At 34.8% G+C, this 26331-nt stretch carries 19 protein-coding genes and 6 pseudogenes; 9 read left to right on the top strand and 16 right to left on the bottom strand.

Going from position 1 to position 26331, the window contains the following annotated elements; genetic code table 11:
- Positions 1 to 246: 246 nt before the first annotated feature.
- On the bottom strand, positions 247 to 1662 hold the full coding sequence (gene pdxR / locus MNO09_RS14850; RefSeq protein WP_098014578.1) for a MocR-like pyridoxine biosynthesis transcription factor PdxR: 1416 nt from the start codon (positions 1660 to 1662) through the stop codon (positions 247 to 249).
- Positions 1663 to 1779: 117 nt separating this feature from the next.
- Between pdxR and MNO09_RS14845 the strand changes: the two genes are divergently transcribed.
- The 5 genes and pseudogenes from MNO09_RS14845 (at position 1780) to MNO09_RS14825 (ending at position 6593) form a co-directional block, all read left to right on the top strand.
- Entirely contained in the window at positions 1780 to 2739 is a 960-nt protein-coding gene (locus MNO09_RS14845) for a proline dehydrogenase family protein (protein WP_098098295.1), read from the top strand.
- 128 nt (positions 2740 to 2867) lie between these two features.
- A complete protein-coding gene (locus MNO09_RS14840; protein WP_241950180.1) occupies positions 2868 to 4298 on the top strand; it encodes an IS4 family transposase in 1431 nt (476 codons plus the stop codon).
- 141 nt (positions 4299 to 4439) lie between these two features.
- Positions 4440 to 5657, top strand: a pseudogene (locus MNO09_RS14835) (IS4 family transposase); the annotation flags it as partial.
- 130 nt (positions 5658 to 5787) lie between these two features.
- Positions 5788 to 6090, top strand: a pseudogene (locus MNO09_RS14830) (IS4 family transposase); the annotation flags it as partial.
- A gap of 227 nt (positions 6091 to 6317) precedes the next feature.
- Positions 6318 to 6593, top strand: coding sequence for a hypothetical protein (locus MNO09_RS14825; protein ID WP_001087712.1), 276 nt, complete (start codon positions 6318 to 6320; stop codon positions 6591 to 6593).
- A gap of 67 nt (positions 6594 to 6660) precedes the next feature.
- Here the strand turns inward: MNO09_RS14825 and MNO09_RS14820 are convergent, their stop codons facing one another.
- The 6 genes and pseudogenes from MNO09_RS14820 to MNO09_RS14795 all read right to left on the bottom strand — a co-directional run bounded on the left by MNO09_RS14820 (position 6661) and on the right by MNO09_RS14795 (position 10091).
- Positions 6661 to 6894 carry a YuzF family protein gene (locus MNO09_RS14820; RefSeq protein WP_000120818.1) on the bottom strand — a complete coding sequence of 78 codons (234 nt, stop codon included), beginning with the start codon at positions 6892 to 6894 and terminating at the stop codon, positions 6661 to 6663.
- A gap of 240 nt (positions 6895 to 7134) precedes the next feature.
- On the bottom strand, positions 7135 to 7368 hold the full coding sequence (locus MNO09_RS14815; RefSeq protein ID WP_000340044.1) for a hypothetical protein: 234 nt from the start codon (positions 7366 to 7368) through the stop codon (positions 7135 to 7137).
- 297 nt (positions 7369 to 7665) lie between these two features.
- Positions 7666 to 7812: a BC1881 family protein gene (locus MNO09_RS14810; RefSeq protein ID WP_000738547.1), complete on the bottom strand. Its 147-nt coding sequence runs from the start codon at positions 7810 to 7812 to the stop codon at positions 7666 to 7668.
- A gap of 549 nt (positions 7813 to 8361) precedes the next feature.
- A complete protein-coding gene (locus tag MNO09_RS14805; RefSeq protein ID WP_176536737.1) occupies positions 8362 to 8823 on the bottom strand; it encodes a CarD family transcriptional regulator in 462 nt (153 codons plus the stop codon).
- 217 nt (positions 8824 to 9040) lie between these two features.
- Positions 9041 to 9701: pseudogene (locus tag MNO09_RS14800) on the bottom strand (acyl-ACP desaturase); the annotation flags it as partial.
- Positions 9702 to 9869: 168 nt separating this feature from the next.
- Entirely contained in the window at positions 9870 to 10091 is a 222-nt protein-coding gene (locus MNO09_RS14795; protein ID WP_098014584.1) for a hypothetical protein, read from the bottom strand.
- A 371-nt stretch (positions 10092 to 10462) separates the two neighbouring features.
- Between MNO09_RS14795 and MNO09_RS14790 the strand changes: the two genes are divergently transcribed.
- Positions 10463 to 11059 carry a cupin domain-containing protein gene (locus tag MNO09_RS14790; protein WP_044796583.1) on the top strand — a complete coding sequence of 199 codons (597 nt, stop codon included), beginning with the start codon at positions 10463 to 10465 and terminating at the stop codon, positions 11057 to 11059.
- A 371-nt stretch (positions 11060 to 11430) separates the two neighbouring features.
- Here the strand turns inward: MNO09_RS14790 and MNO09_RS14785 are convergent, their stop codons facing one another.
- A complete protein-coding gene (locus MNO09_RS14785; protein WP_277884436.1) occupies positions 11431 to 13206 on the bottom strand; it encodes an exosporium leader peptide-containing protein in 1776 nt (591 codons plus the stop codon).
- A 181-nt stretch (positions 13207 to 13387) separates the two neighbouring features.
- On the opposite strand from MNO09_RS14785, the pseudogene MNO09_RS14780 reads away from it, so the two are divergent.
- Positions 13388 to 13567: pseudogene (locus tag MNO09_RS14780) on the top strand (zinc ribbon domain-containing protein); the annotation flags it as partial.
- On the opposite strand, the pseudogene MNO09_RS14775 reads toward MNO09_RS14780, so the two are convergent.
- The 6 genes and pseudogenes from MNO09_RS14775 to MNO09_RS14750 form a co-directional block, all read right to left on the bottom strand.
- Positions 13542 to 13717: pseudogene (locus MNO09_RS14775) on the bottom strand (IS6 family transposase); the annotation flags it as partial. The pseudogenes MNO09_RS14780 and MNO09_RS14775 sit on opposite strands and share 26 nt — an antisense overlap.
- A 556-nt stretch (positions 13718 to 14273) precedes the next feature.
- Positions 14274 to 14483 (bottom strand): annotated as a pseudogene (locus tag MNO09_RS14770) (Y-family DNA polymerase); the annotation flags it as partial.
- Between the two features lie 725 nt (positions 14484 to 15208).
- A complete protein-coding gene (locus tag MNO09_RS14765) occupies positions 15209 to 16366 on the bottom strand; it encodes a serine hydrolase domain-containing protein (RefSeq protein WP_002096487.1) in 1158 nt (385 codons plus the stop codon).
- A gap of 498 nt (positions 16367 to 16864) precedes the next feature.
- Positions 16865 to 18196, bottom strand: coding sequence for an erythromycin esterase family protein (locus MNO09_RS14760; RefSeq protein ID WP_000728375.1), 1332 nt, complete (start codon positions 18194 to 18196; stop codon positions 16865 to 16867).
- A 438-nt stretch (positions 18197 to 18634) separates the two neighbouring features.
- Positions 18635 to 20224 carry a bifunctional metallophosphatase/5'-nucleotidase gene (locus MNO09_RS14755; protein WP_000913762.1) on the bottom strand — a complete coding sequence of 530 codons (1590 nt, stop codon included), beginning with the start codon at positions 20222 to 20224 and terminating at the stop codon, positions 18635 to 18637.
- A gap of 447 nt (positions 20225 to 20671) precedes the next feature.
- Complete coding sequence (locus tag MNO09_RS14750; protein WP_000599695.1) at positions 20672 to 20974, bottom strand: antibiotic biosynthesis monooxygenase family protein; 303 nt, start codon at positions 20972 to 20974, stop codon at positions 20672 to 20674.
- A 677-nt stretch (positions 20975 to 21651) separates the two neighbouring features.
- Between MNO09_RS14750 and MNO09_RS14745 the strand changes: the two genes are divergently transcribed.
- Positions 21652 to 21984 (top strand): DUF1904 family protein, encoded by a 333-nt coding sequence (locus tag MNO09_RS14745; RefSeq protein ID WP_001120967.1) that lies wholly within the window; start codon positions 21652 to 21654, stop codon positions 21982 to 21984.
- Between the two features lie 313 nt (positions 21985 to 22297).
- Here the strand turns inward: MNO09_RS14745 and MNO09_RS14740 are convergent, their stop codons facing one another.
- Both MNO09_RS14740 and MNO09_RS14735 read right to left on the bottom strand, forming a co-directional pair.
- Positions 22298 to 23728 (bottom strand): IS4 family transposase, encoded by a 1431-nt coding sequence (locus MNO09_RS14740; RefSeq protein WP_000072035.1) that lies wholly within the window; start codon positions 23726 to 23728, stop codon positions 22298 to 22300.
- A 128-nt stretch (positions 23729 to 23856) separates the two neighbouring features.
- Entirely contained in the window at positions 23857 to 25029 is a 1173-nt protein-coding gene (locus tag MNO09_RS14735) for an MDR family MFS transporter (RefSeq protein WP_241950179.1), read from the bottom strand.
- An 84-nt stretch (positions 25030 to 25113) separates the two neighbouring features.
- Between MNO09_RS14735 and MNO09_RS14730 the strand changes: the two genes are divergently transcribed.
- Positions 25114 to 25926, top strand: coding sequence for a MerR family transcriptional regulator (locus MNO09_RS14730; protein WP_000440177.1), 813 nt, complete (start codon positions 25114 to 25116; stop codon positions 25924 to 25926).
- The last annotated feature ends 405 nt before the right edge of the window (positions 25927 to 26331 follow it).

The raw sequence follows: 26331 nt of genomic DNA, 5'->3' as shown, positions 1-26331 counted from the left end.
GTGTTTGCAACAATAATATAAAGAGGTGAGTAAAGTGAAATATATTTTTATGTATTAGGGGGCACTATACATCGCTATCAAGTTAAAAATCCAGAATTACCCCAAAACGAAAAAATGAACTTTTTGTTACAAGTTAACACAAAATTTCGTTCTGGAGATACTATAAAATTTTAGCTGGATAGTGATGGGATCCTGACAGAAAACTAAGCCGAGTTGTCCTCATGCTAAGCTAAGGACGGCTCGGCTTTAATTTTTGGATTTAAAATTATATATTGCTTTATGTAGTCTGGTCACACCTTCTTTAATTTCTTCATTTTTTAGATGCCCATAACCTAAAATAATTCGATTATGATGTTTTCCTTTTTCTATAGTATGATCTTCTACAGGATATACTTTAACTCCAAACCGTTCGATCCATTCGAGTAATTCTTTTGAAAAATGGGATTCATTTAATTCAACAATTAGGTGTAAGCCTGTTGAATAACCGAAAATATTAACCCTATTCGAAAATGTTGTTTTTAAGCAATGAATAAGGAAGTTTCTTCGTTTTTTGTACATTTTCTTCATCTTCATAATATGTCGTTCCAAATAGCCTTCATCAATAAAACGGGCAAGGATAAGCTGCTCTAAAGAAGGGGTATGTAAATCCGAAAACCATTTTAGCTTGCGACATTTTTCAATAAGTTGTGAAGGAAGAATTAAATATCCCATTCTAAGGGCTGGTGATAAGATTTTACTAAACGAACCAATATATAATACACGATCTGAATCCAATCCCTGTAATGAACTTACAGGTGGTCCTTCATATCTAAATTCACTGTCATAATCATCCTCAACAAGATAACAATTTGTTCTTCTAGAGTAGTTAATTAATTGAATCCTTCGTTGAATTGGTAACGTTCCTCCTAACGGAAACTGGTGGGACGGAGTAACAAAGATAAACTTTGGATAATTATTTAATGGCAGCAACGATGTCTTCATTCCATATTCATCAACAGGTATAGGGTAAAGAAGAGCACCTGAAGTTTTAAATATAGTTTGAATATCATTGGTGATTGGATCTTCCATTATCACTGTATCATCGGGCGATAAAAGTAATTTAGAAACAAGTGTCATAGCTTGGGTTGCACCAGATGTAATCACAATTTGTTCTGGATGACAATCAACACCTCTTGTTTTCAGTAAATAGCGTGATAAAACCTGTCGTAATTCCGGACGTCCTTCGGGAATATCGTATCCAAAAGTAGAAGGTGCAATGTCATTCCATATGGTATGAGACAATTTTGCCCATGTCTTACGCGGAAATAAATCCAGTGCTGGTATACCTGAACGAAAGTTGATGATGTTATCATCTTTATTTTTATCTTCACTCCAATTCACATAATGAAATGAAGGTGTTTTATTCTGTTGTTCTAAAAAAGTTCCTTCAGCAACAAATGTTCCAGCACCCCTTTTTGCAACTAAAAATCCTTCAGCCAATAATTGATCATACGCTTCCAAAATCACATTCCTGGATACATTCAACTCAGAAGATAGTTCACGTGTCGACGGTAGTTTTTCTCCTGATTGTAAGTCCCCGTTTAAAATTTGTTCTCGTATTTGCTGATAAACTTGTCTAATTAATGGTATATCTAATGACCGGTCAATGGGTATCCAAAGCATATTGAAATTTACTCCTTATCTAAAATTGGTACTTTGAAAATTCATTATAAATGGTACTAATATAAACCATTTTACCATGATAAAGTTTATGTAAATATGAAAAAGGAGATGTAAGTTATGACTAATCCAAAGATTCAAGTCACCCAAGCACTTAAATCGGTTGCACGAAATGAACATATTAAATCTTATATTCAGCAGTCCAATGAACTCTATCCTTTATTATTGCAAGCCGCCAAACGGTTTGTAACCGGAGAGCATAGGCAAGATGGGCTTGCAATAGCAAAAGAACTAATTTCAAGAGGTTATTCTATATCACTGGAATACATTGGTGAAAATACAACAGATTTAGAAGAATGCCGAAACGCCAAAAACGAGTTTTTGAATCTTATTGAAGAAATGGGTTTGTTCTCCATGAAGTCGACTGTTTCGTTTGATTTATCACATATTGGATTATCTGTGGATCCAGAAACAGCTTATATTCATTTACTTGAGTTAGCCAAGAAAGCAAATCTGTACGGCGTTACACTTATGATAAGTATGGAAGAAACATCAAAAACTGACGATATTCTTGATATCTATAAAAAAACAACTACGCAATATCCTAATGTAGGGATCACTATACAGGCACATTTATATAGGTCCAACGATGATGTTCAGGAATTAGTTCATTATCCTGGGAAAATACGAGTTGTCAAAGGGGCTTATCAAGAAACAGCTGATGTTGCTATGTCTAGATCAAAGGAATTAAATAATCGTTATCTTAAACTTGTAGAACAAATAATAGAATCTAACCACCCAGTATCCATAGCCACACATGATGAAATGCTTATTCAAGAAATGGAAAACCGTCAATACCTTAATCAACCCAACGTAGAAATGGAAATGCTCTACGGAATCCGTCCAGATTTGTTAATGGATTTAAAAAGTAAGGGGTACAACTGTAAAGTATATTTAACTTACGGAAAAGAGTGGTACTTGTATTTATGTCATCGAATAGCTGAATATCCGGAAAATCTATTTCGTGCAGTAACGGATATGATCAATCCATCTTTAACAAACAGAAGTAGATTATATTGAACGAACATAAAATTCCAAATATGGGGTAGCACCAGATCGCTATCAAGCTAACAAAACTAAACTTCCTCAAAATGCAAAGATACGCTATTCTTTTTGTAGAAACATACAGAAAGGATGGCGTTTTTAGTATGGATTTATCGATTTCTGATGAATTAGAATTGTTTACTGAAGAATTACAGCGACATATGTCACCACATGCTTTGGATCAGTTAGCTAGAAAGATAGGGTTTGTACAACGAAGGAGTAAATATCGTGCACAAGACTTAGTGGCTCTTTGTGTTTGGTTAAGCAAAAACATAGCTCATACTTCATTGACACAATTATGTAGTCGATTAGAAGCTAACACCTGTATTTCTATGAGTCCAGAGGGACTCAATCGACGTTTTAACCCTCAGGCTGTTCAGTTTTTACAACAACTCTTAGCGCATTTACTTCACCAACAATTTTGTTCTTCTAGCAAGATTCCAACTTTGTATACAAACTATTTTCGACGTATCCGTATATTGGATTCTACACATTTTCAAATTCCCGATAAATTCACTTCTACATATCAAGGTTCAGGTGGTAGCGGTCAAAGTGCTGGCGTAAAAATTCAACTAGAGTATGATTTACTAAGTGGTCAATTTCTTCATGTTCATGTAGGATCAGGAAAACACAATGATAAAACGTATGCTTCTACTTGTTTAACATCCCTTCAACCGAACGATGTATGTATACATGATTTAGGATATTTCGACTTAAAAGATTTACATACTATAAGCGAGTGTGGTGCTTATTTTATTTCACGATTAAAGCTTAATACACGTATATATCAGAAGAATAAAGAACCTGAATACTTTCAAAATGGAACCATAAAAAAACAATCTGAGTACATCCAATTAGATATGGAGCAATTTATTGATCAATTACAGTCAGGTGAAACATATGAAATTCCTGAAATCTATATTGGAATGTATCAAAAGCTTCCTGCAAGACTTATTCTGTATAAATTAACTGAAACGCAAATGAAGCGTAGACAAAAGGATTTAGCATCTAAAGAACATAAGAAGCAAATTACCTATAAAGAACGCAGTAAGCGGCTTAGTGCAATTAACTTTTACGTTACAAATATTCCATTGGAATATTTTCCAAAAGAGCAAGTATACGATTTTTACTCCTTACGATGGCAAATTGAACTTATTTTTAAAACATGGAAATCATTTTTTCGTATTCATCAATGTAGTTCTGTAAAATTAGAAAGACTAGAATGTCACTTATACGGACAATTAATAAGTATCCTTCTTTGTTCCTCCACCATGTTTCAAATGCGCCAATTACTCCTCATCAAGAAGAAACGAGAATTAAGCGAATATAAAGCAACTTATATCATAAAAGATTATTTCTCACTTATTTATCAATCTTTACAAAAAGACGCCCAAGAAGTAACAAAGATATTGTTTCGTCTGTTCAATCTCTTACAGAAAAACGGACGAAAATCCCATAGGTATGAGAAGAAAACAGTCTTTGATATATTAGGTGTCGTTTACAATTGCACCATGTCTGATAATCAAGCGGCTTAAATTAAAAAAATGAAACCCTTTAGGGTTTATTTCGTATGCAACTCTTTAATTTCCCTCACATGTAGCCTTTAGAAAAAAAACAACGTCAACTATAATTGACGTTGTATGAGCTTAACTTGATAGCGATGGGGCGGGACCCAAAATACAGCTACACTCATGAGTCCAGAAGGACTGAATCAACGCTTTAATCCAGCAGCCGTCGCATTTCTTCGAGAAGTCTTTACTTCTCTTCTCACACAAAAACTCTGTTCAGATCACTCACTTTCTGCACATATAATCTCTACTTTCAATCGTATCCGTATTCTAGATGCAACAGTGTTTCAACTACCTGATCAATTCGCCACTGACTATCAAGGTTCAGGTGGGAGTAGTAATACCGCAGGCGTGAAAATCCAATTGGAATATGATTTACTTAGTGGTCAATTTCTTAACGTGCAGCTTGGACCAGGAAAGAATAATGATAAAACATACGGTACCATCTGCCTTGAAACCGTAGAAGCAAGCGATTTGTGTTTACGTGATCTTGGTTACTTCGATTTAGGAGACTTACAAACCATTCATGATAAAGAAGCTTACTATATCTCACGGTTGAAGTTGAATACACGCATTTATATCAAGAACCCTGACCCAGAATACTTCAATAATGGTACGTTGAAAAAGCAAACAGAATACATCCAGCTTGATATGACACAAATGATGTCTTGTCTAATCCCCGGTGAAACGATGGAAATCCCCGAGGCATACATTGGCCAAAATCAGAAACTTCCAGCACGTGTCATTATCCATCGTTTAACCGATGATCAAACGCAAACACGTCTGAAAAACCAAGCGATACGTGAAAAGAAGAAAGGCATTGTCATGAAGGATAAAAGTAAACGTTTAATGGGCATGAATGTATATATCACGAACACGTCGCTAGAAGAAGTACCAACGAACTACGTGCATGCATTGTATTCACTTCGTTGGCAGATTGAAATTTTGTTTAAAACGTGGAAGTCATTCTTTGAAATTGATGAGTGTCAAAATATAAAAAGAGAACGCCTAGAGTGCCATTTATACGGACAACTCATCGGCATTCTCCTCTGTTCTTCTACGATGTTTCAAATGCGTCAGTTTCTGTTTGAAAAGAAAAAGCGGGAGCTGAGTGAATACAAAGCGATTTATATGATTAAGGATTACTTTCCGTTACTGTTTCAAGCGATAGCTGCTGGCACAGAAGAACTTTTAAAAATTCTGCATAGCCTTTATCAACTGCTCAAAAAGAACGGTCGTAAATGTCATAGACATAAGAAGATGACCGTATTTGATATTCTAGGGATTTTGTATAAAACGACGGTGAAGCATAGACAAGCTGCCTAGCGAAAAAATCGCGTTTTAATAGGCTTATTTAGCATGCCTACTTTTTTATCACTTGCTAGTTTTGAGACAAGGATCATTTCGTACCTAGTAAATTACTTGTTTAGCTTGATGGTGATGTGGTACTACCCCATATAGTGCGACTCGAACAGGCATGGCACAAAAGAATGAACTATATATTCGTGACTTAGGATGTTTTCGTTTACAAGACTTTAAGTCTACTAAAGACAAGCAAGGATATTATTTATCACGTCTTAAGTTACCAACTAAAATATACAGAAAAGAGTGCGAAACAGTTGTATTTAAAACAAAGCTCACTCAATTGAGACCGGTATATATACAAATTCATTTGGAAGACATCATGACACAATTACAAGCTGGCCAAGTGTATGAATTACATGATGTTTATGTAGGGAGTAAAGACAAACTACCTACTCCCATGACCAATGTATAAATAGGGGTATTTTTTAACGAACTAGTAACAACAAAAAAACAAAATCATCAATACACATTATTGACACATTTTAATTAATTCCCTGTACGTTCAGGAATTAGTTTGTATATTTGAGTAGATCTGTGAGACAGATTTAAATTTAGGGAAATCCAGTATTTTCTATTCAAAGGTGATACAATAGAAACATATCCAAAACGGAGGAACAACAAATGAATTCAAACACAAAACAGTTTATTTATGATATCCAGCAAAGAAAGAACAATTATATAGAAAATGCTTTAATAGCAATACAACACCCTAAAAAAGAGCAATCTGAACAGGTCATTCAAAATATAGTAGAGAAGATGGATATGATGATTAGTCTAGTTACTACGTACATGAGGATTGAATCTGGATCTACGGAAGAATTAAAAGAACTTCAGAAAGAAATTATCCATGCTCAAGCATATATTCAAAAACGAAAATTTGAAGAAACACAGAGATAAAACCCTGTTTTTTTATTTGATGCTCTATAACGCTAATCTATTATAAATTAAATTACAGGCAATTTGATTATTGTTTTGGCATAATCCATACAATTTGTTGAATGCGTACAATATATGGCACCGTATCTTCAATGAGCAAATGATCTGGTTTCACATCCTTTAATTTACCTCTTATATTGCCTCTTACAGTTTCAATAACCACATGTTTACCAATTACTGATTGTAATGTCTGATATACATAGGGATTAGGTACACTTACCATATTTTGTTTACTAAAGTCATTTCCCTCCAAATAACTCATTCTATAAGACTCCTTTCTAACTTGCATTCTTTCTACTAATATATGATATAAATCTTATAAATATGCTAGAAGGATAATTCATTATATGGACGGAAATAACATTTTAATAGGGTACGGTTTCTATTTCTGCATTGCTAAAAAAAATGATTTATATAAAGTTACTTTTACTAGTTAATAGGAGATGATAAAGGGATATTTTGAATATACATCTAGGTTGTTCCTTTCTGGTTATGTATCATTTTAAATACGCCCTTTATTAGAATAGTGCTCATACTTTTTTTGAGATTCTTTCGTAATACGTGCGTTAAGTAAAATTGCTAACAATAAAAATACTCCATATTTTCCCCCTGTAGCTCCTATGATAATCACACTACTACAAACAAGTACAATTAATAGGATAAACGAAACTAAATAAATACGATCATAATTCTTTGACATCTTCTCGTATTTTATGCGTTTTTTCCTTGCATCCATCTAAATTCCTCCTTTAAATTATCCGTTTCACTATAAGATAAATTCCGCTCTTAAAAAGAAAACAATCTATCGTTTCAAATACTTAATTTGTTTTTGATCAACTAATGTATATAAAATAAAAAGAAATCCTACCAATATTAAGCTTTCCACTATGATAATCCGGACCCTCTCCTTCCTTTGAACCCCATCACATCAGATGGAATATATGTATATCCTGTTATTAGCCGTAGCAAACAAAAAGGATCTTCCCTTCTCGTAAAGGCTGATCCTTTTCTTCGTTCATTCAACTATTTTTAGCTATTCTTGATTAATTAGAATCACAGCTGGTCCATCTACACGAATTCCACCAACTTCGATTTTTTCATAAGGCTCAACTGTAATAGAAATAATCCCTTCTCGCTTCTTTAATTCATTACTTAATTCTTTTGTTAACATTTTTTTCATGTGTGCACTCCTTCTTACTGCTTAATTTACTATTGTTATGTAAATAAGATTAAAAATGGTTTCCTGGTCTGGAAACCATTTTTTTGTAGTTGACCATAAGGTGTTACCAGTTCGTTTATCAATTTTACGTAAAGAAGATAAACAATTACTATTCACTGTCTCAGTAGATGTAAGGAACTCTTAAAGAGATAGCGGTGAGATTAATTGTTTTTTCTTCTAGAAATAATGACTTAGATAATATATTACCTAAAACAATGAAAGCCCTACCTCTCTTTCATCCTTACGGATCCTTGTCCGTGCCAGTGTGAATCAGGATTGCAAAAATCAAGTGACTATTTAATCGAGTTATTTGATGAAACTTTGAACGTTCGTAAAAGAAATTTAAAAATAAAAATGGATAAGATTGAAGTAATAACAAAAGAGGTTCCTACTCTAAAAGTGAGTTGAAGAAGTTGAATGTCTTTGAAATGATTTACTTTTAATAATCATCATATTCCCGAAAAATTCAGGATATTTCCGGGGGATGTAATACATTATCTATAATGAATCTTAACAGAAACTTTTTATTTGATTTTCAGTGATCCCTTTAATTAATCCTAGTTCACTAATCAAAAATTCATGTGCGTTATCCAACATTTTTTTTTCGCTTGTATTCAGTGCCTTTTCTTTCTTCATACGCATTAAATCACGTACAACTTCAGCACCATCTTGTATTTCACCCGTTTTTATTTTGTCCGTGTTCACTTTATACCTTTGTTTCCACGGCAATAATTCATCTGATTCTCCATACTGAAAAATGTGTATAATGTGTTTTAATGCAAGTATATCAGTAACTGGGCGTATACTCGAACTTAGTATTTTACCCATAGGAATCATGACTTGCATATTACTGATTGACATTTTTATAACATAATACTGTTGTTTTTTTCCTGAGAATTCTTTTTCTTCTATGGCTTCAATTATACCTGCTCCGTGCATTGGATAAACAATGTTATCGCCAATTTGAAACATATAATCCACCTCCATATATGGTAACCTTCTTAACCTTAACACACATGTTATTTTTTATCAAACTTTTTATAATATCATAAAATTATTTTTACCGTCAATAAATTTTTAACAAAAAATTAAATTAAGTAAAAAACATCCCAAAAACAATAGGGAGTGTGTCAGATTTCCCATAAAGGGAAGGGGAATTACCCCGCTTATTTTCTGAAATCTCTACTCATTAACGTAGATCAGTTTTCCCTTGAAAACAACCAAATCGATCACGTATTTTTTTCAATCTTGTGTGGTATTCTAAAATCTCAATTCTTGCTTTTTCAGCTAAAGGTGCAATTGGTCGTAAATCTTTTAACCCCCAATAATCAACCACTACATCAAGTACTTGATGTAGTGGTCCATAGTTCGCTTCTTTTGCAATCACAGCCATTCTATTTTCAAAATCAGGCATGACGGCACCTGGCATTTTAAAATTCTTAATCACCTTGGCAATATGATAGCAATAATTAGGTTCCAATTCTAAATGTGTTCGAATCACGTCTCGATAAAACGCATAATGAAGAGTTTCATCTTTTGCAAGACGGCGTAATAATGTAGCAAGATCTGGATCATGCTTACTTGCAACCTTAGCAACATTATTGTAAAACACCATCGTTGCAAGTTCTTGTAGCGTCGTTATACGTCATCGCTTCGATTGGTGTATGAAAATCAGGCTAAAATTCACCCTCAACAACTGACTTTCTTAATTCATGTGATCGTTTAGAGTTCACACTTCGAGTGAGTAGTACATATATCTCCAATAAATTCGAATGTTGGTCCTCTTCTGAAGTCTAAGTATGTCTAAAATCTGTAATAACAGAAAGAGCCCCTTTAAAAGTCTCAAATAGTTAGAGAAAAAAGAGTATAGATGTCTACACTCTTTTTTTATTTATTTACATTCCTATATAGAGTATCAAGGGTGTCGCCAAGCCAAACAGACCAAAAACGAGAATTTTGGGAAGAGTTCCCCAGTGGTTGTATATACAGTTTAAAAGTAATTAAAAACAGAAGGATGATTAATAAAGTGGAATTGTTGTAAAAATGGTAGGATATATACTTTGAGGTGTATATTCTATAGAGGGATGATATTGTATGGTTTCATAATAAGGTATAGCGGGATGTTGATAGTATGGCATATGCTGCATTGCATGATATACTGCATGCATTGTTGATTGAGCCCCATGGGTTGTATAGACTGAGCCTATTGCCCTGTTTTTAATAAAGTAAGGATTTATCATAATAATTCACCTCAGTTAATAATTACATAAACATTTACATAATATGTCTAAAAACTAAACCGTGTCACATCAGGATTATGCAGATTTATAACGATAATGAGATAAACCTAGTCATACCAAGCATTATGAATAGGATATACTCTATTAATAATATAACAAGTTGTTTATTTTAAATGCTTTAGAAGCTCTCAAATTTACTTATCAAAATTAAAATATAGGATTTAATCCCAGATTAACCCCTGAAATCCATAATTGTTTCCATACCCCTTTTATGCTAAAAAGCCTTCTTTACAAAAGTTACCTTTAATCTAAGTACATTAACTTAACCAGTGCATAGGATAATTTTATAAAATCGTGGAGGGTTGAGAAAAATGTACTATATTCCTTTTATGTATCCGTGTCCTTATTATGTTAATGTACCGTATAACTATGGAAGACCTCCTGTTTACTGGACTTTCCCCAATGAGATAGAGTATGCAAACAGATTTGATTCTTTTAGTTTTTCCGACGGTGTTGGAAGTATTTCGTTAACAGATTATGGATCAGAACCATTTGTTGTTAATATAAATGAAGCAACAAAACAAAACAATAAGTATCGTACTGCTTTATGGACAGGTAAACATTTACAAGTTACCTTAATGAGCATCAATGTTGGCGAAGATATTGGCTTGGAAATACATCCTAATGTCGATCAATTTTTACGTATTGAACAAGGTCAGGGGATTGTTCAAATGGGCAAGAGTAAAGATAATTTGAACTTTAAAAGAAATGCCTATGATGATTTTGCAATAATGATACCTGCGGGAACATGGCATAATGTAACTAATACAGGTAATATTCCGTTAAAACTTTACTCGATATACGCTCCTCCAAATCATCCATTTGGTACCGTTCATGTTACTAAAGCAGATGCATTGGCTATGGAAGAAAGTTATAGTCATAGCAATAAGAATACAGTTAGTTATTAATCAAGCTTTATTATAAAAAAGAATGCACATTTTAATCTGTGTGCATTCTTTTTTTATTAATATATACATAAAGACTTTGCAAGAAAATCTAATAAAGTTGTGTTCCCAAAAGTAATGATCTTATTTTTTCGAAATTACATCGATATTCAATCTCTACTTCTTCTGACGGTTTCTTATACTTCATAAAAACCAAAAAATGTCACCTGCTTCTGCAAGGATATAGCTGTGTGAAAAAACTTGATTCTTAACATAGAATGTACACGTTTCTTAATAAAGTGATGCTCTTGTTCTACAATGTTATTCAAATATTTGGGTGGTCTTGTTTGGGGTCATAGTAACATATTAAACTTCTAAATTACATCTATACGGCATCAAATCAACATAAGCCAATAACAACTAGTTAATGGCAGGTTAGGTGGCTCTGAGATTACCGTTGTATTATACCCCACAATAAAACTAAGTGGAATGGTTGCAGAAGCCCATCCTAGAGTGAAAAATTGATTTGCAATTGTATTACCCGAACTAAAAATAGGTGTTTGACCGATAGAACTCGAGTCAATTCCTATAATTCCCTTTCCGGCAGTATTTTGGATACTGTTACCATTAACTTCTATGAATTTAAATATAGTAAAGTCCGCGTTAAACAATAAAACAGGTACATTTCCTTCATTTACTGTTGTGTTGTTTAAAAGAAACAAACCAAAATTTGTACCAACAAATTCCTCGATATCTAACAGGTGTCTTAATGTAGCGGGAGATAAGTTGTCTTGTGTATTATTGCTTATTACTAAATTCCCTTGAAGTGTGCCTGAATTAACGGTTATATTGGTTATGATGATAAATCTGCATCTCGTGTTACCTGAGTCAGACACAAAGGTGTTACCGTCAATAATACTTTGCCCTGAAGTAGAGGAAATAATGATATAGAAGTATCCGTTGTTAGGTGAAGCAGCGGGTGCATAGGTAAAATTACAATTTGTTATTTGGAATTCAGTTGCTTTAATGGCGATACCGAGTTCGCATACTGAAATTTCACAACTATCAACATATATTCCTGTTGCTAACAAATTATTAATTGAAATAACAGACTCTACACTCAAAACAGAAGGGAAATTTTGGACAATTGACATATTACGAAAAATAACGTTAGATACTGTAACATTAAACATAGAGATTACAGTATTCAAGGTAGTAATGACGGTAGTTGCCCCTATTCCTTGACCCTCAATCGTTACCGATTTATTAACAGTAACAGTGGATGTAATTATAAAGGTCTCAGCGTCAAGTAATAACCTGTCACCATTATTAGCGACAGCTAAAGCTGCATCAATTGTAGTATAAGTCTGCGTTGAACCCACAGGAATTGTGGCACCGGTAGGTGCTGGAATAGCTCTGACCATTGGAGGAACTGGCTGAGAGAGCTTATAATATGTTCTCCCTGTGGATAGGTCAATGTAAATATCTCCTAAATTTCCAATAGCGCATGTTGGATCTCCAACTCCTGTTAAAACCATGGTACCTGTTTCTCCTGTAGGTCCGGTTGCTCCCGTTAGCCCGGTTGCTCCCGTTTCTCCCGTTGCTCCCGTTGGTCCGGTTGCTCCCGTTACTCCCGTTACTCCCGTTGCTCCTGTAGGTCCGGTTGCTCCCGTTAGCCCGGTTGCTCCCGTTAGCCCGGTTGCTCCCGTTTCTCCCGTTGCTCCTGTAGGTCCGGTTGCTCCCGTTGGTCCGGTTGCTCCCGTTAGCCCGGTTGCTCCCGTTTCTCCCGTTGGTCCGGTTGCTCCCGTTAGCCCGGTTGCTCCCGTTGGTCCGGTTGCTCCCGTTAGCCCGGTTGCTCCCGTTGGTCCGGTTGCTCCCGTTGGTCCGGTTGCTCCCGTTACTCCCGTTGGTCCGGTTGCTCCCGTTGGTCCGGTTGCTCCCGTTGGTCCGGTTGCTCCCGTTAGCCCGGTTGCTCCCGTTACTCCCGTTGGTCCGGTTGCTCCCGTTGGTCCGGTTGCTCCCGTTGCTCCCGTTGCTCCCGTTGGTCCGGTTGCTCCCGTTGGGAAGGTAAAGGAAGGAATAGCTGGAAACGTCGGCCCCACTAAACTAGAATTCAAAGATTCAACCTGAATCCCTTCCCATTTCCTATGTTCATTTTGATTATTAAACATACTATTACCTCCAAATAGAAAATGCTCATTCTTTGGAAGAGGAAACGGCTTTTACCTCTATCCTCTATAGTAGTCTATGTAGAGGGGATTCGCCAATTTACCTATATTATGAAAAAACAAGAAATAGAACGCTCTTTTCGGTTCTGTTGCGATGTTTCTTAAACTAAGTTACAACTTAAGTGAATATAAAGCAAAATGGTATGATAAACAAGTGGTTATGGTATTTAAAACATTTGCTTCTAGTCAACTATGTTCCAATTGTAAATACAAAAACAAAGACTTTAAAAATCTAACAATTCGTGAGAGGGATTGCCATTCTTGTGGCGCACATCACCATAGAGATAACACCAGTCTCTCTTAATTTTGATATAGATTTCATCCAAATACCAAGATAAGCATGCAGATTTATTTTTCACTTTCCAAATTTGATAGATGAGATTGCCATATACACGATGGGTTTCGGGTGAACTGAAATACTACGTTCTTTCAGGATTTCAGATACATCGAGATAAATTTAAAATGTGAATGTGTGAAAAAGCGTCGTCCATCATCATGATACGGCTTTTTTGCTCCGCTCTTTTTCGCATACACATAGAGTATGGTGTAGAGTGCAATAATGAAACGCGAGGTGTACATGGGATTCAGCCGAGATACGTTTAAAAACGGGTCATATCCTAGGTTTTATTTCCATAATATGATCTTTTTCTGTTTTTCATATAGATTTTTAACAAAACCTATATGAAAAACAAACCATTCTTTGTATAAATATATACTTTAAGTTGATGGATGTGGGATAGCACCACATCCCTATCAAGCTAAGATTATATAACTTTAGTTACACATGAGTTTTTTCTAAAGTATCAGTCCATTTTATTTAAAAAACTGGAGCCAGTTAATATAACAGCTTTTGTATTATCTAACATTATTTCACTCTTCCCTTTCCAATCTCTGAAAAAAATGAAGATTTCCAATTAATTTCGCCTCATAAATTTTTCTATTTTGAGAAAAATTAAGATAACCTTTGATATAGTTATTAAATTTAATTTAACTCTAAAAAAAATGGCAATATAAAATCTTGCCATTTTCTTAATTCCTAATGCTTTTAGTGGCGGTGTTGCTGCTAATACGATTGATCCACTGCGGTTTATATCTCCTACTACAGCTAATTTTGTATATCGTGGATCAAGTCCTTTTTTTATACATGATACGCTTGCATAAAAGCTACGAAGATCTACACAAAGAATAATACGATTCGGTAAAAGAGAATAATCATACAAGGTTATCACCCCTAACAAAAGAACATTTGTTCTCATTATACACGAACTTATGTTCTTTTTGAAGGTATTTTTATGAAAATTTTGGTTAAAATAACCGCTATATCTGTGCGCTATCAATTAAGGCAAGAAAAACTATGTATACAAAACCGCTAGAATTCCAAATAACTCATAAGCATAAAACTACCAAAACAAACCAATTAAACCCTTATTATCAAAACATAATTTATATAAATTCCTTTGTTTCTTATATGTGTGAAGATAATAAAATACTATTCCCAAAACAAAAAAAGCAAAGATTTTTAATTTACTTCAGCTTTCTTGTCTCTAATACATATATTCTTCTAAATTTGATTTTTTCTTGTATATTTTTTCAGCAAAATCTCCTACATAGCGCATGTACCAAGATTCATCCGCATAACTAGTTACATTCTCCTTTTTTCTATCGTTAATAGCTTCACAATAAAAGCTGTTAAACAGCAAAAGTACGAAGTCTTAAATTAGACTTCGCACTTTATACAAATTTTACAATTACTTACACTACCCATACAAATACAATAGTATATACACAATAATCACTCATTATATCTGTTGCTCTTTTAATCGGCCAATGTATAAACCAATCCTTTTACTTACCCATCTCTCATGATTGGTTTGATTGTTTCTACATACTTAATCCCCTCTATACTAATTACAAATGACAAAATTTATCCGTTTTTCCTTTTTGCCTACTTGCTAAATTCAGCAAGTAAAATGTTTTTAAAAAATTCCGGATTATTAATGTTTAAACTGTTCGAATTGATAGCAAATGTATGTTTGCCTCCAATTGTTCCACCAGCAAAAGTGGAAAACCCTAGAACGCCACCTCTGTGTCCCCATACCGAGACACCGTTTGGAAGCTTAGTTTCAAAGATTCCAAGACCATATCCGGTTCCTTCTCTTTCTGTAGGAACTGTAGTAAGCATTTGTTTTAATTGCTGTTCCTTCAGTAATTTGCCACTGAGTAAGTAAGAGAAGAATTTGTTTAAGTCGTCAGCAGTAGAAATCATATCTCCATCCGAGCTACCTGGGTTAATATAAGTAACGTCTTTTAGCTCACTTGCTCCGTCTAGTTGGATATAGCCACGGGCATGCTTGGTGCCTGGAATAACGCTTGAATTGCCGGGTAAGAATGTATTTGACAAATCAAGCGGTTCAATAATCCGATTTTCAACCTCTTCCGCATAGCTGTTTCCAGTTACTTTTTCAATAAGGATCCCCAGTACTACGTATCCTGTGTTTGAATAAGACCAACCCTTTCCTGGGGCAAAGTCTGGGGGAAGAGAAATCCCCATCTTTACGAATTCTTCAGCCGTATACGATTTTTTTGTATCCATAATATCAAAGTCTTTTGAATTTATATAGTCAGCAATACCACTTGTATGATTCAATATCTGCCGGATAGTAATCTGGTTACCATCATATCCGTTTCCTTGAATGACACCAGGCATCCATTTTTCAATGGAGTCGTCTAGATTTAAGCGGTTCTCTCCAGCTAATTGAAGTAGAACTGTTGCAATGAACGTTTTCGTTACACTGCCAATACGAAAGCGAAAATCTGCTTTCATTGGTTTCTTAGTTCTCAGATCTGCTACCCCAGCGGTATAACTCCAAGTTTTACCCCCCTTAGAAATTTGAGCGAGTATTCCCGGGTATCCTAGTTGCAGTGTATCCCGCATTGCTTTCTTAACGGAAGTACGATCGCTTTGAGTACTTGTTTGTAACGAACTAGATACATTTTGCGTGGGCTCTGCTTTTACAATTGAGGCTGGTGTTATGTATAACAGGGAACTTCCAGCTATTAAAAGTGCTAGACTTGCACATGTAATTTTACTGCGTGTTTTCATAAAGAATTCCTCTCTTCTATTAAAATTGTATAGATAGTTGATAGCTGTGTCATATGCGAACCACACAGCTATCCATTCTCCCAATGATGAAAAGGCAACAATGCATTTGGAATCATTATACTCATTATTTTCACAAAACACTCTTGTTACTGATTGTTTTATATGTAGGCCGTACTTATCCCCCTTCACGCCTCCTTATATTTTTATCCTACACAATGAAAATCTCTTTTTCCTTACCTATCCCTTACGAATTCCTTACATTCGAAATCGTTTCTATAATGATAGGATTGAAGTAGCATCTGTGCCCGAAAGCGCAAAAAAACACCGATGTCGCTTCGGTGTTTTTTTGCGCTTTAAATATTGAAGATTCATTTTAGTCTTAACAGGTTAAATTTCCATTTTTTCTAATACGATTATTCTCCTTGTTCTATTAACACAAATTTCATAGTGTTATATGAAACACTTCTCACGTTTTCATTTAGGCACATTATTCTAATTTTATTGATGCAGTTGAGATGGACTCACTTTTTGAATTTGAACAAGTATATCAAATGATTTACCTAATGATATATCAACAGTTTTTGGTATATCAGGACCTTCCCTAGTTATTCCAGCGAAAATTGGATGTTGTTCGTTTAACCAAGTTTTTGTCACTCCGTTCGCCTTACGTAAATCAATAAAAAATTGATCTTTTTTAACTTGTCCGAAGATGTAGTTATAACTGTTTGGATCATCTGATTTTAATGTTCCATAAGGGCCAAATTCACCGTCACTATTATAAACATTATATTGTCCTTCATAAACTGATGTTCCAATAGATACATACCGTTTCCCATAGTATTCTGCTAAATGCTGCCCAGCTACTTTAGGGTATATAAAAGGAATCAGATTTGTTTTCGAAACGTGTCCATTATGTCCCCATACAATAGTTTTTCCTAAATGTTCTTCAGTCCACTTCGCATTTTCATACATTGCAATATCATGTTTCAAATAAAAGTCCGATGGTTTATCAGGATATGACGCTAACATTGTAGTAAATTGTTCAATAATACGAGCATTTTGCTTTATCCATGCGAATTCTGTCGATTTTCCATTTAAATAACTTTTATTTTTTTCTAATAAAGCAATGATTTGTTTAGCGTCTGAAATATACTTTTCCTTTTCTTCTTTCGTAAGACTGCCAAAGGTATCCATATCCTTCGTTACAGGAATAAGACCTTCTACCTTCTCTTCTACTCTAGGCACAAGATCTGAATTGTTTCTCTTTACATATTCTATTATATTATTATAAACATTCTCATTTACTGATTGAATATCCATCCCGATGACACGCACTTTAGATTTATGTTTTGGATTAGCATTATATTGCCGAATCCAATCAAGTAAATCCAACATTTCTTTCGTTTTAAATGTAGGTGATAGATGTTGGATTGGGTTTCCCTTACCAGTAAGAACATATCTATCAAGTTCCAAAGCTCTGTCCCATCCCTCTTCTAAAACTAAATTAGTAAAGCCCTTTTCAGATACTAAGTAATTAACAATACGGTGTTTCATCATAAAAACTTCATGAGCCCCATGCGTAGCTTCACCTAAACCTACGATTGAAGCTGAACCTACCATATTCTTAAGTGGTTTTAAATCATTAAGAGATGCAGTTGGATTAGTTGTTTTTAAAGGCTTTGCATGTGCTTCTAACCATTCCGCTATTTGATTTGTATTGTATGGAGCTGTAACAGAAACTTCTGTTTTCGAATCTGCATAAGTACTTCCTACAAAATTAGTGAAAGTTATAGCAGAAGCAACAATTGCAATAATCATTTTCTTTTTCATAAAAACCTCCTGAAATACATCTTTATTAATTTTCAACATAATATAAGGACTTCCGTTAAAACCATTAACTCCCTTATTACTGTTAAGATACATTTATTCTAGTTCCTAAAACTCACTTGTTTCTTAATAGGTTCTTAAGAAATCCTTAATTCACTCATACGAATATAAAACTACATGAGCTTCAATCCATTGTAGTGTAGTTAATATTGGGCTAATAGGAAGTTCCAAATTTTGTTTTTTTGCAATGTATTCTCTTTATCATAGGGTTAGTTTAGGGGTGATTTTTTGTTTACTTCATTTTTTTCGGCACTCTGCATCTAGACGGTATACCCATTGGCCACAGTAAGACTTTATTCCAAATCCACAACAAATAGATTACCTGCACACTAAAAAGTATAGTGTACAGGTAATCTATTTGTTTTTGAGATTAATAAAAAACTAATTTTTTTTTTGAATTCTTCCATCAATAATAGACTGAATTGGTTCTTTTGATTTTTTTATATAATCTACTAATGCTTCAAAATCAGTTGGTCCTGTTTCAGCATCTTTACCGTTTTTAAAGGATACAAATCCATCTCCACCTGAAGCTAGAAATGCGTTCGCAACAACGCTGTAAGTTTTAGAAGGAATAATTTCTTCTCCATTTGTTAAGCAAATACTTGTTACTTTTTCTCCATTAGGTTTGTTCGCATCCCAAGTGTATTGGATCCCTGAAATTTGAAGCATTCTTGTTATGTCTTTTTGCCATTGTTGATTTAAAATATCACGAATGTCTTGACCTATTAAATTTACTTTTATTAATTGATTTCCGAATGGTTGAATACCATATATCTCTCCCCATGTAATATCACCAGCATCTAAGTCATTACGAATACCACCAGGATTCATAAGTGCAATTTGGGATTGCATTGTTGCACGCTGGGCATCAGCAACTAAATTTCCGAGAGTAGATTCACCAGCCGTATTGAGTTTACGATCTAGTGGAGCAATAGACTTACCTACAACTTCATTGACAAGAGGTGCGATTTTCGCTTGATATTTCTCCATCTTCTTCTTTATTTTTTTATCAGGCTCCATGCCTTCATGGTAAGTTGTAACAATTTCTGCTTTTTTCTCAACAATATCTTGTGTTTTACGATCAATCTTTACATCAACATCAGCAAAAGCCATACCATAAGAATTTGCTTGTACGACAAGTTTATTATTAACAGTTCCATTTACATAAGTGTGGCTATGCCCACCAAAAATAACATCGACTTCTGGATCAGTCTCATTTGCTAATCGGACGATATCACCATTTGTTACGCCGTTCCCATCTGTTGTACCTCCGTTATGTGCAAGAACAACGATAGATTTAACGCCTAGTTTTTGTAATTGCTTTACGGATTTGTTAATAGCTTCAACTTCATCTGTAATTTCTACATTCTTTAGCATAGTAGGCATAACAAGGTTAGGAACATCCGTTGTTACGACTCCTATAAATCCAACAGGAACTCCCTGTACCTTTTTTATAGTGAATGGTGGTAAAAATAAACGACCGGTGGATTTATTATAGAAATTTGCAGCAACATATGGGAATTTTGCTCCTTTAAAATTCCCTGTTTTCTCATGGTACCCACCATAAATAAGGCGGTTCATTTCCGCAACACCTTCATCAAATTCATGATTCCCTATAGTTCCAACATCGAATTTCAAATCATTTAGAAATTCAATCGTAGGTTCGTCTTGTAATAATGCTGAAACAGGAGTACTTGCTCCAACAACATCGCCAGCATGTACCTTTAATGTATTCGGATTTTGTTTTTCACGATCACGTAAATAAGCCCCTAAGTACTCAATTCCCCCTGCATCTTTATTGTTAATTTTTTTTACAGTGTCTAGTTGCCCATGAAAATCGTTAATACCGAGCATTTGCACATCTATGTAGCGGTTTGGTCCTGTATTTGCTTGGGCTGAAGGCGCAGCAAATACACTAGTAAAAGTAACTGTACTTAGTGCTAAAGCAACTGGAATAATTTTTTTCAACATAAAATTTCTCTCCCCTAATTAAAATCTGACATAATACGATGTTATTTTAATATATTAAGAGAATTATTTCTATAAAAATTCAACTAATTATAAAAATTAATAAAATTTTATTGTTTTCTGACAAAAAAATTCTTCCTCAAAAATGTGAAGGTGTAAAACGACAATTTTAAATGGAACTTTGTTAACGTACCGAAAAAAACAGTTTTTAACTTAGTAATTCTTTAGCGTACGAAATTCGCGTTATGTTGGCGAGACCCCAATTATTCTTTATTTGACTTCTAAAGTTTAGTATTTTGTTACTTTTTTATGTTCCATGGGATACTGTCAGTATTTTGCAAAACAACCTACGCTATGCGGAAAAATAAAATAAGCTGTCCATATGAACAGCTTATTTACATAATTTTCGTTATTGGAAGATACTTTTCAAGTATTAATAGACGGTCAAGTTCAGTTTCGTGATAACTCTACACGCTCAAAGTGTTCAACTGTTGGAAATGGATCATAAAAGTGATGCAATAATGCTTTCCACTCTTGATATTGTTCAGATTGTCGAAATCCTATCGTGTGATCTTCTAAAGTTTCCCATTGCACAAGGAGCAAATATTTTCCTTTCCGCTCCATACAGCGTTGTAATTCATGATTTATGTATCCTTGCATGGAAGAGATGATTGAGGATGCTTGCTTAAATACCGATTCATACTCCGTCTCCATACCGTCTTTTACTTGCAACATGACTGCTTCTAAAATCATTTTGAAGTCCTCCTCCTTTTCCTAATTGTACCATGTGGGGGGGAACGCTGTATGAGAAGTTTTGATGTATAACATATACATGTAAAGTTAACATAACGTCTCATTATCAGTAGTAAGGACAAGGAGGGATCTTCCCCTTACAAGGGAACCTCCTTTCTTTTTCTATCGAGCTATGCATTTTTTATACATTCCTATCCTGGCACGGTTTTATGGTTCTTTTTTGTTGTTGGATCAACAAAAAAACTGTATTAAATCTTGCATACTCCTAGGGGTCACTATATATGAACGCTACGTATTTGACTTTCTCAATGACCAACATTACTTAACGTGGTAAAATAGTATTCGGATGGGAATCCAATGTTATTAAAATTAAAGTGGTTATCAAGTCGGAGGAAGGCATCTTAGGGTGTCTTTTCTTTTTAAAATATATAAGCGCACCATCCCTTTCCTAATAGAGGCCCCCCTCATGCCTCCTTACAGGGAGAATGATAAGGCTTTTTTATTTACCCAATTACCGAGCTCTCAAATATTTTAAATAGTTACAATACATGTATTGCTTCAATAACATATGATTATTCTTAAGAATGTCATTGAAATGTACCAATAGATGTTAGTACAGCAAAATAAATTGTGTTATGATGTGAGCAAATATAAAGCTATCTAACGGAGGGATTCACATGCCGCATGTTGTGTTTCGTGGAATTACTACTGAACAATTAAAACGCATAAGCAAGCCATTAGTAGAAGAACTCGCAGAGATCTGTGAGTGTGGTACGGATAATTTTACATTGGAACTACCAAGTTCTACGTTTGTATTCAATGGAGAAGAAATAGAAGCGTTTCCTCTTATTGAAGTGAAATGGTTCGAGCGTGGACAGGAAATTCGTGATCGATTTGCCAAGGCCATTACTACATATGTAATGGATTTTGGACTTCCAGAAGTAGAGGTTGTATTTACGGTTTTCACAGAATCAGCGTATTATATTAACGGGAAGCATTGTGCAAGTTAGAGCTATTTGAAAGATTTTTGTAACATTTATAAGAGGTAGAACCACATTGCCATCAAGCTAAGAAAAGTAAATATCCAAAAACAAAATAATGAACTCAATTCTCATAGACAACTAACTGTGAAGAGATAAACTTTTTGTTTTTGGGGACATCAAAATATTAGCTTGATGGTGTTGTGGCACTACCCCATCGCTATCAAGCTAAGCTTATGCAAAGTCAATTTTAGGCGAGATTGTTTCTTTTTCTAAAGGGCAAGTGTAGGTGATTGAAAGATTTGCATACGAAATAAACCCTAACGGGTTTCACTTTTTTGAATTAAGCGGCTTGATTATCAGACATGGTACAATTGTAAACGACACCTAATATATCAAAGACCGTTTTTTTCTCATATCGATGAGATTTCCGCCCGTTTTGCTGTAGGAGATTGAACAGGCGGAGTAACACCTTTGATAGCTCTTGGGTGTTTTTTTGTATAGTTTGGAATAGAAGAAGAAAATAGTCTTTAATCATATATATGGCTTTATACTCACTAAGCTCTCGTTTTTTCTTCATGAGGAGCAATTGGCGCATTTGAAACATGATAGAAGAACAGAGTAGAATGGCAATCAATTGGCCATATAAATGGCACTCCAATCGTTCTGATTTTATCTTTTTACAATGATGGATTTGAAAGAATGACTTCCACGTTTTAAATAAAATTTCGATTTGCCAACGCAAAGAATACCAGTCATGTACCTGTCCCATCGGGACAATATCTGTAGAAGTGTTTGTCATATATACATTGATACCACTGAGTCGTTTACTACGAGGAGAATACTTCATTCCTTTCTTTTTTTCTCTTACAGCTTGATCTTGTAATCGTTTTTGTTGCTGTTGTTTTGTTAATCGATGGACAATTACACGAGCTGACACTTTATCAATCATTCCTACATAAGCATTAGCTATTTCCCATGTTTGTCCTGGCTGAAGGGAGTTCATTACCGTCTCCATATCTAACTGTATATACTCTGTACCTTTCTTAATTCTTCCATCTTGAAAATAATCAGGGTTAGGATTTTTTTGATAAATACGTGTATTCGACTTGATACGAGAAATATAGTAGGCCTCTTGATCTTGTATATATTGAAGGTCTTTTAAATGAAAATAACCTAAATCTCGGATACATAAATCATTCGCTGCCACAGTTGGGGCACACAGAGAGCCGTAAGTGCGATCATGTTGTTTACCTGGACCTGTATGAATATGTAGGAACTGTCCGCTTAACAAATCATACTCAAGCTGAATTTTTATCCCAGCTGTATGGCTGCATCCTCCTGCACCTGGATAAACCGATGAAAATACATCCGGGAGTTGAAATGCAGTTGAATCTAAGATACGAATACGCTTGAAAATAGAAGTATATGGAGAAGAAATTAGCTTAGCTGAAGATAACTTTTGGTTTAGAAGTTTGGCTAAAACTTGTTGTAGAAACTGGACGGCTGCGGCGTTAAATCTTTGATTTAGTCCTTCAGGACTGATGAGTACTTCTGTTGATACTTCTAAACAACTACATAACTGGGTTAAGGAAGTTTTTGCTACACTTTGGCTTAGCCATACGCATAAAGCTACTAACTCTTGTGCTTGATACTTACTTGTTCGCTGTACAAATCCAACATCTCTAGCTAGATTCTGTAAGGTATTTGGGGATAAAAGACTCTTTATCTCCTGTGCAAATAATTGTAAGTCGTCAGATACAGAATTAGACATACAAAAAACGCCATCCTTTCCTATAATTCTACAGTAAGAATAACGTCTTTTTTGCTTAATGAATAGTGTGAAACCTTAGCTTTATGGTAATGTGACCGTACCTCATGTAGTCACAGTTTTTATTTGTATTAAGACATTCGAAATGATTTGCCACGTAAAGCTGCTATGTAGCAAATAATAACTACTAAGCATAGGCTAACCATCACCAAATACAATTGTGGTGCAAAATGGATAATCAACCAGCCACCAAGCACTGGGCCTAAGAAGCCACCTAAGTTTTGAAATTGCATAAAACCAAGATATGTTGCTTTTTGATGCGCGGGTGCAATCATTTCGACTATAGCACTCGTCATTGGGAAAACAAAAATTTCACCAAGTGAGAACACAACCATACCGACAATAAAAAGTGTCCAATTATCAGCGAAGTGGAAGATTAACATACCAAGTGCTAATAGTCCGCCCCCGAAAATAAGACTTGTTTTGATTGCTACTTTTTCGCTTAAAATGCCGAGTGGCAATTGAAGAATTACGATTGTTGCAGCATTAATCACAATTAGAACTGAATATAATGCTACTCCGTCTGCCATAGTTAAATTAAGCAATTGTGGCATTGTTGCCTCTGTTTGCATATATACGAAATTGCAAATAACACTCGCAATAATGAGCAACATAAGTGTGCTATCTTGTAAAAGAACACGCATCAAGTCGCCAATATCTTGCGTAACATTGACCGTATTCTGCTCCTCTATACGTCGTAAAGTGATGACTAAGAAAATCGCATACAATAAGTACATCGTTGCAGTAATAAGGAATGGAAAACTTATTGATGATGCTTTTGAAATGACAATACCGAGCAAAAGGCCGATCACAGCTGATAAATTGATGGCAGTATATCGAATTGAAAATAGGCGACGACGCCTATCTTCGTCAGTATAGTCAATCATCAAAGCTTGTGAAGCTGGTTCAAAAAATGCACGACAGATACCGTTGAGAGCATTGCATAGAACGAATATCCAAACAGAGTTTGCGAATGCAAAGCCATAAAAGACTATACTCCAACAGAACATCGATATGATGATAATTTTTTTTCGGCCAAACCGGTCAGTAAAGAAACCACCGAAGAAGCCACCAAATGTCGCAGTCAATTGTGAAATACCGACTGCCCCACCAATCATAATTGGTGAGGCATGTAAATCATTTTGTAAATAAAGTGCTAAAAATGGTATCGTCATAAAGCTAGCTGTGCGGGCGAAGGTCGTACCACCGAGCAGCTGCCAGACGAGGGGGTGAAAATAATCCATAATAAAAACCTCCTGTATTAACATGCGTTTGCTTATGCTAGTATGAAGTGTGGAGTTAGTCTATAGTCAAGAGGAGTTTTTAACTTGGAGAGAAAAAACCTTAAAACCTTAAGTACAGGAGAATTTGCTAGTTATTTTGGGGTGAAAAAAGACACCTTGTTTTATTATGATAGAATCAATCTTTTTAAACCTGCCGGTAAACTTCCCAATGGTTATCGATATTATACCTACGATCAAATTAATACATTCTCAACACTCCAATCTCTTCGGAAAGTGGGAGTTTCGATTGAGGAACTAAAAGAATATCTTAATTCTCCCAACACTTACAAACTTGTTGAAATGGCAAAACAGCAGACAGTTCTGGTGGAAGAAGAAATTGAGAAATTAATTCAAATTCGTCGTTTCTTTAAGGGTATTATTTCAATGGAAGAAGAAAGAAAAAACGTTGAAGTTGGGAAGGTTTATATCCAAAAGACACAGAAAAAATCTATTTTCTTAAGCGATGTAAATTCGAAAAATAGCATGACCGATTTCGATTGGGTAAAACATTTTAGCAAGCAAATAGGCTTGTTTGTTCCTGCTCCTATTGGATCTGTGATAACAAGAGAGAGCCTGATTCAAGAAAGATATGAGGAGGTAGATCACTTATTTTGTTATAGTGATTTAGAAACAGGTCAATCAAAACCAGGAGGAATTTATGTCATATATTATCACCAAGGATCTTATAAAGATATTGAATCCGCATACCACAATATCACGGAATTTATCAAATCAGAGGGCTATGTTATTGAAGGAAATGCCTATGAAGATTACTTCTACAATCCATTAAGAACTAATAATAAGGAGGAATATCTTACTAAAATTAGTATACAGGTAACAAAGTGTTTAAAGAGTTAAAGCTATAATGTTATCTTTGTTTAGTAAAAATTAAAAATAGGAAAAACAATTGCAGCGAGTACTTTTAAAAAAAGTGATAAAAAGAGAATCGAACTTTATGTTTAGTAGGGCATACCCCATCATCAAGTTGAAATTTTAAAATACCCCCAAAACGAGAAAATTGTACGTTTTAATCTGGAGACGTCAATTTTCTCATTTTCGGGTATTTGCTTTTCTTAGCTTGATGGTGATGTGGCGGTACCCCGAATAGAGTAAACATCAAGTATCTCTAAAATATACAATAAAAATAGTAGGTGGGGAATATTTGACGCTTACACGAAAAGCATTTTCCCTATCGCCATCAAGTTAAAAAACTAATTATCCCACAAAACAAAAAATCGAGTTGAATTCACATAAATAACTGTA

This window comes from Bacillus sp. N5-665 (assembly GCF_022637375.2).
GTDB classification, from domain to species: Bacteria; Bacillota; Bacilli; order Bacillales; family Bacillaceae_G; genus Bacillus_A; species Bacillus_A wiedmannii.
Note: the sequence above shows the minus strand (reverse complement) of the source record. Positions and strands in the feature narration are given on the sequence as shown.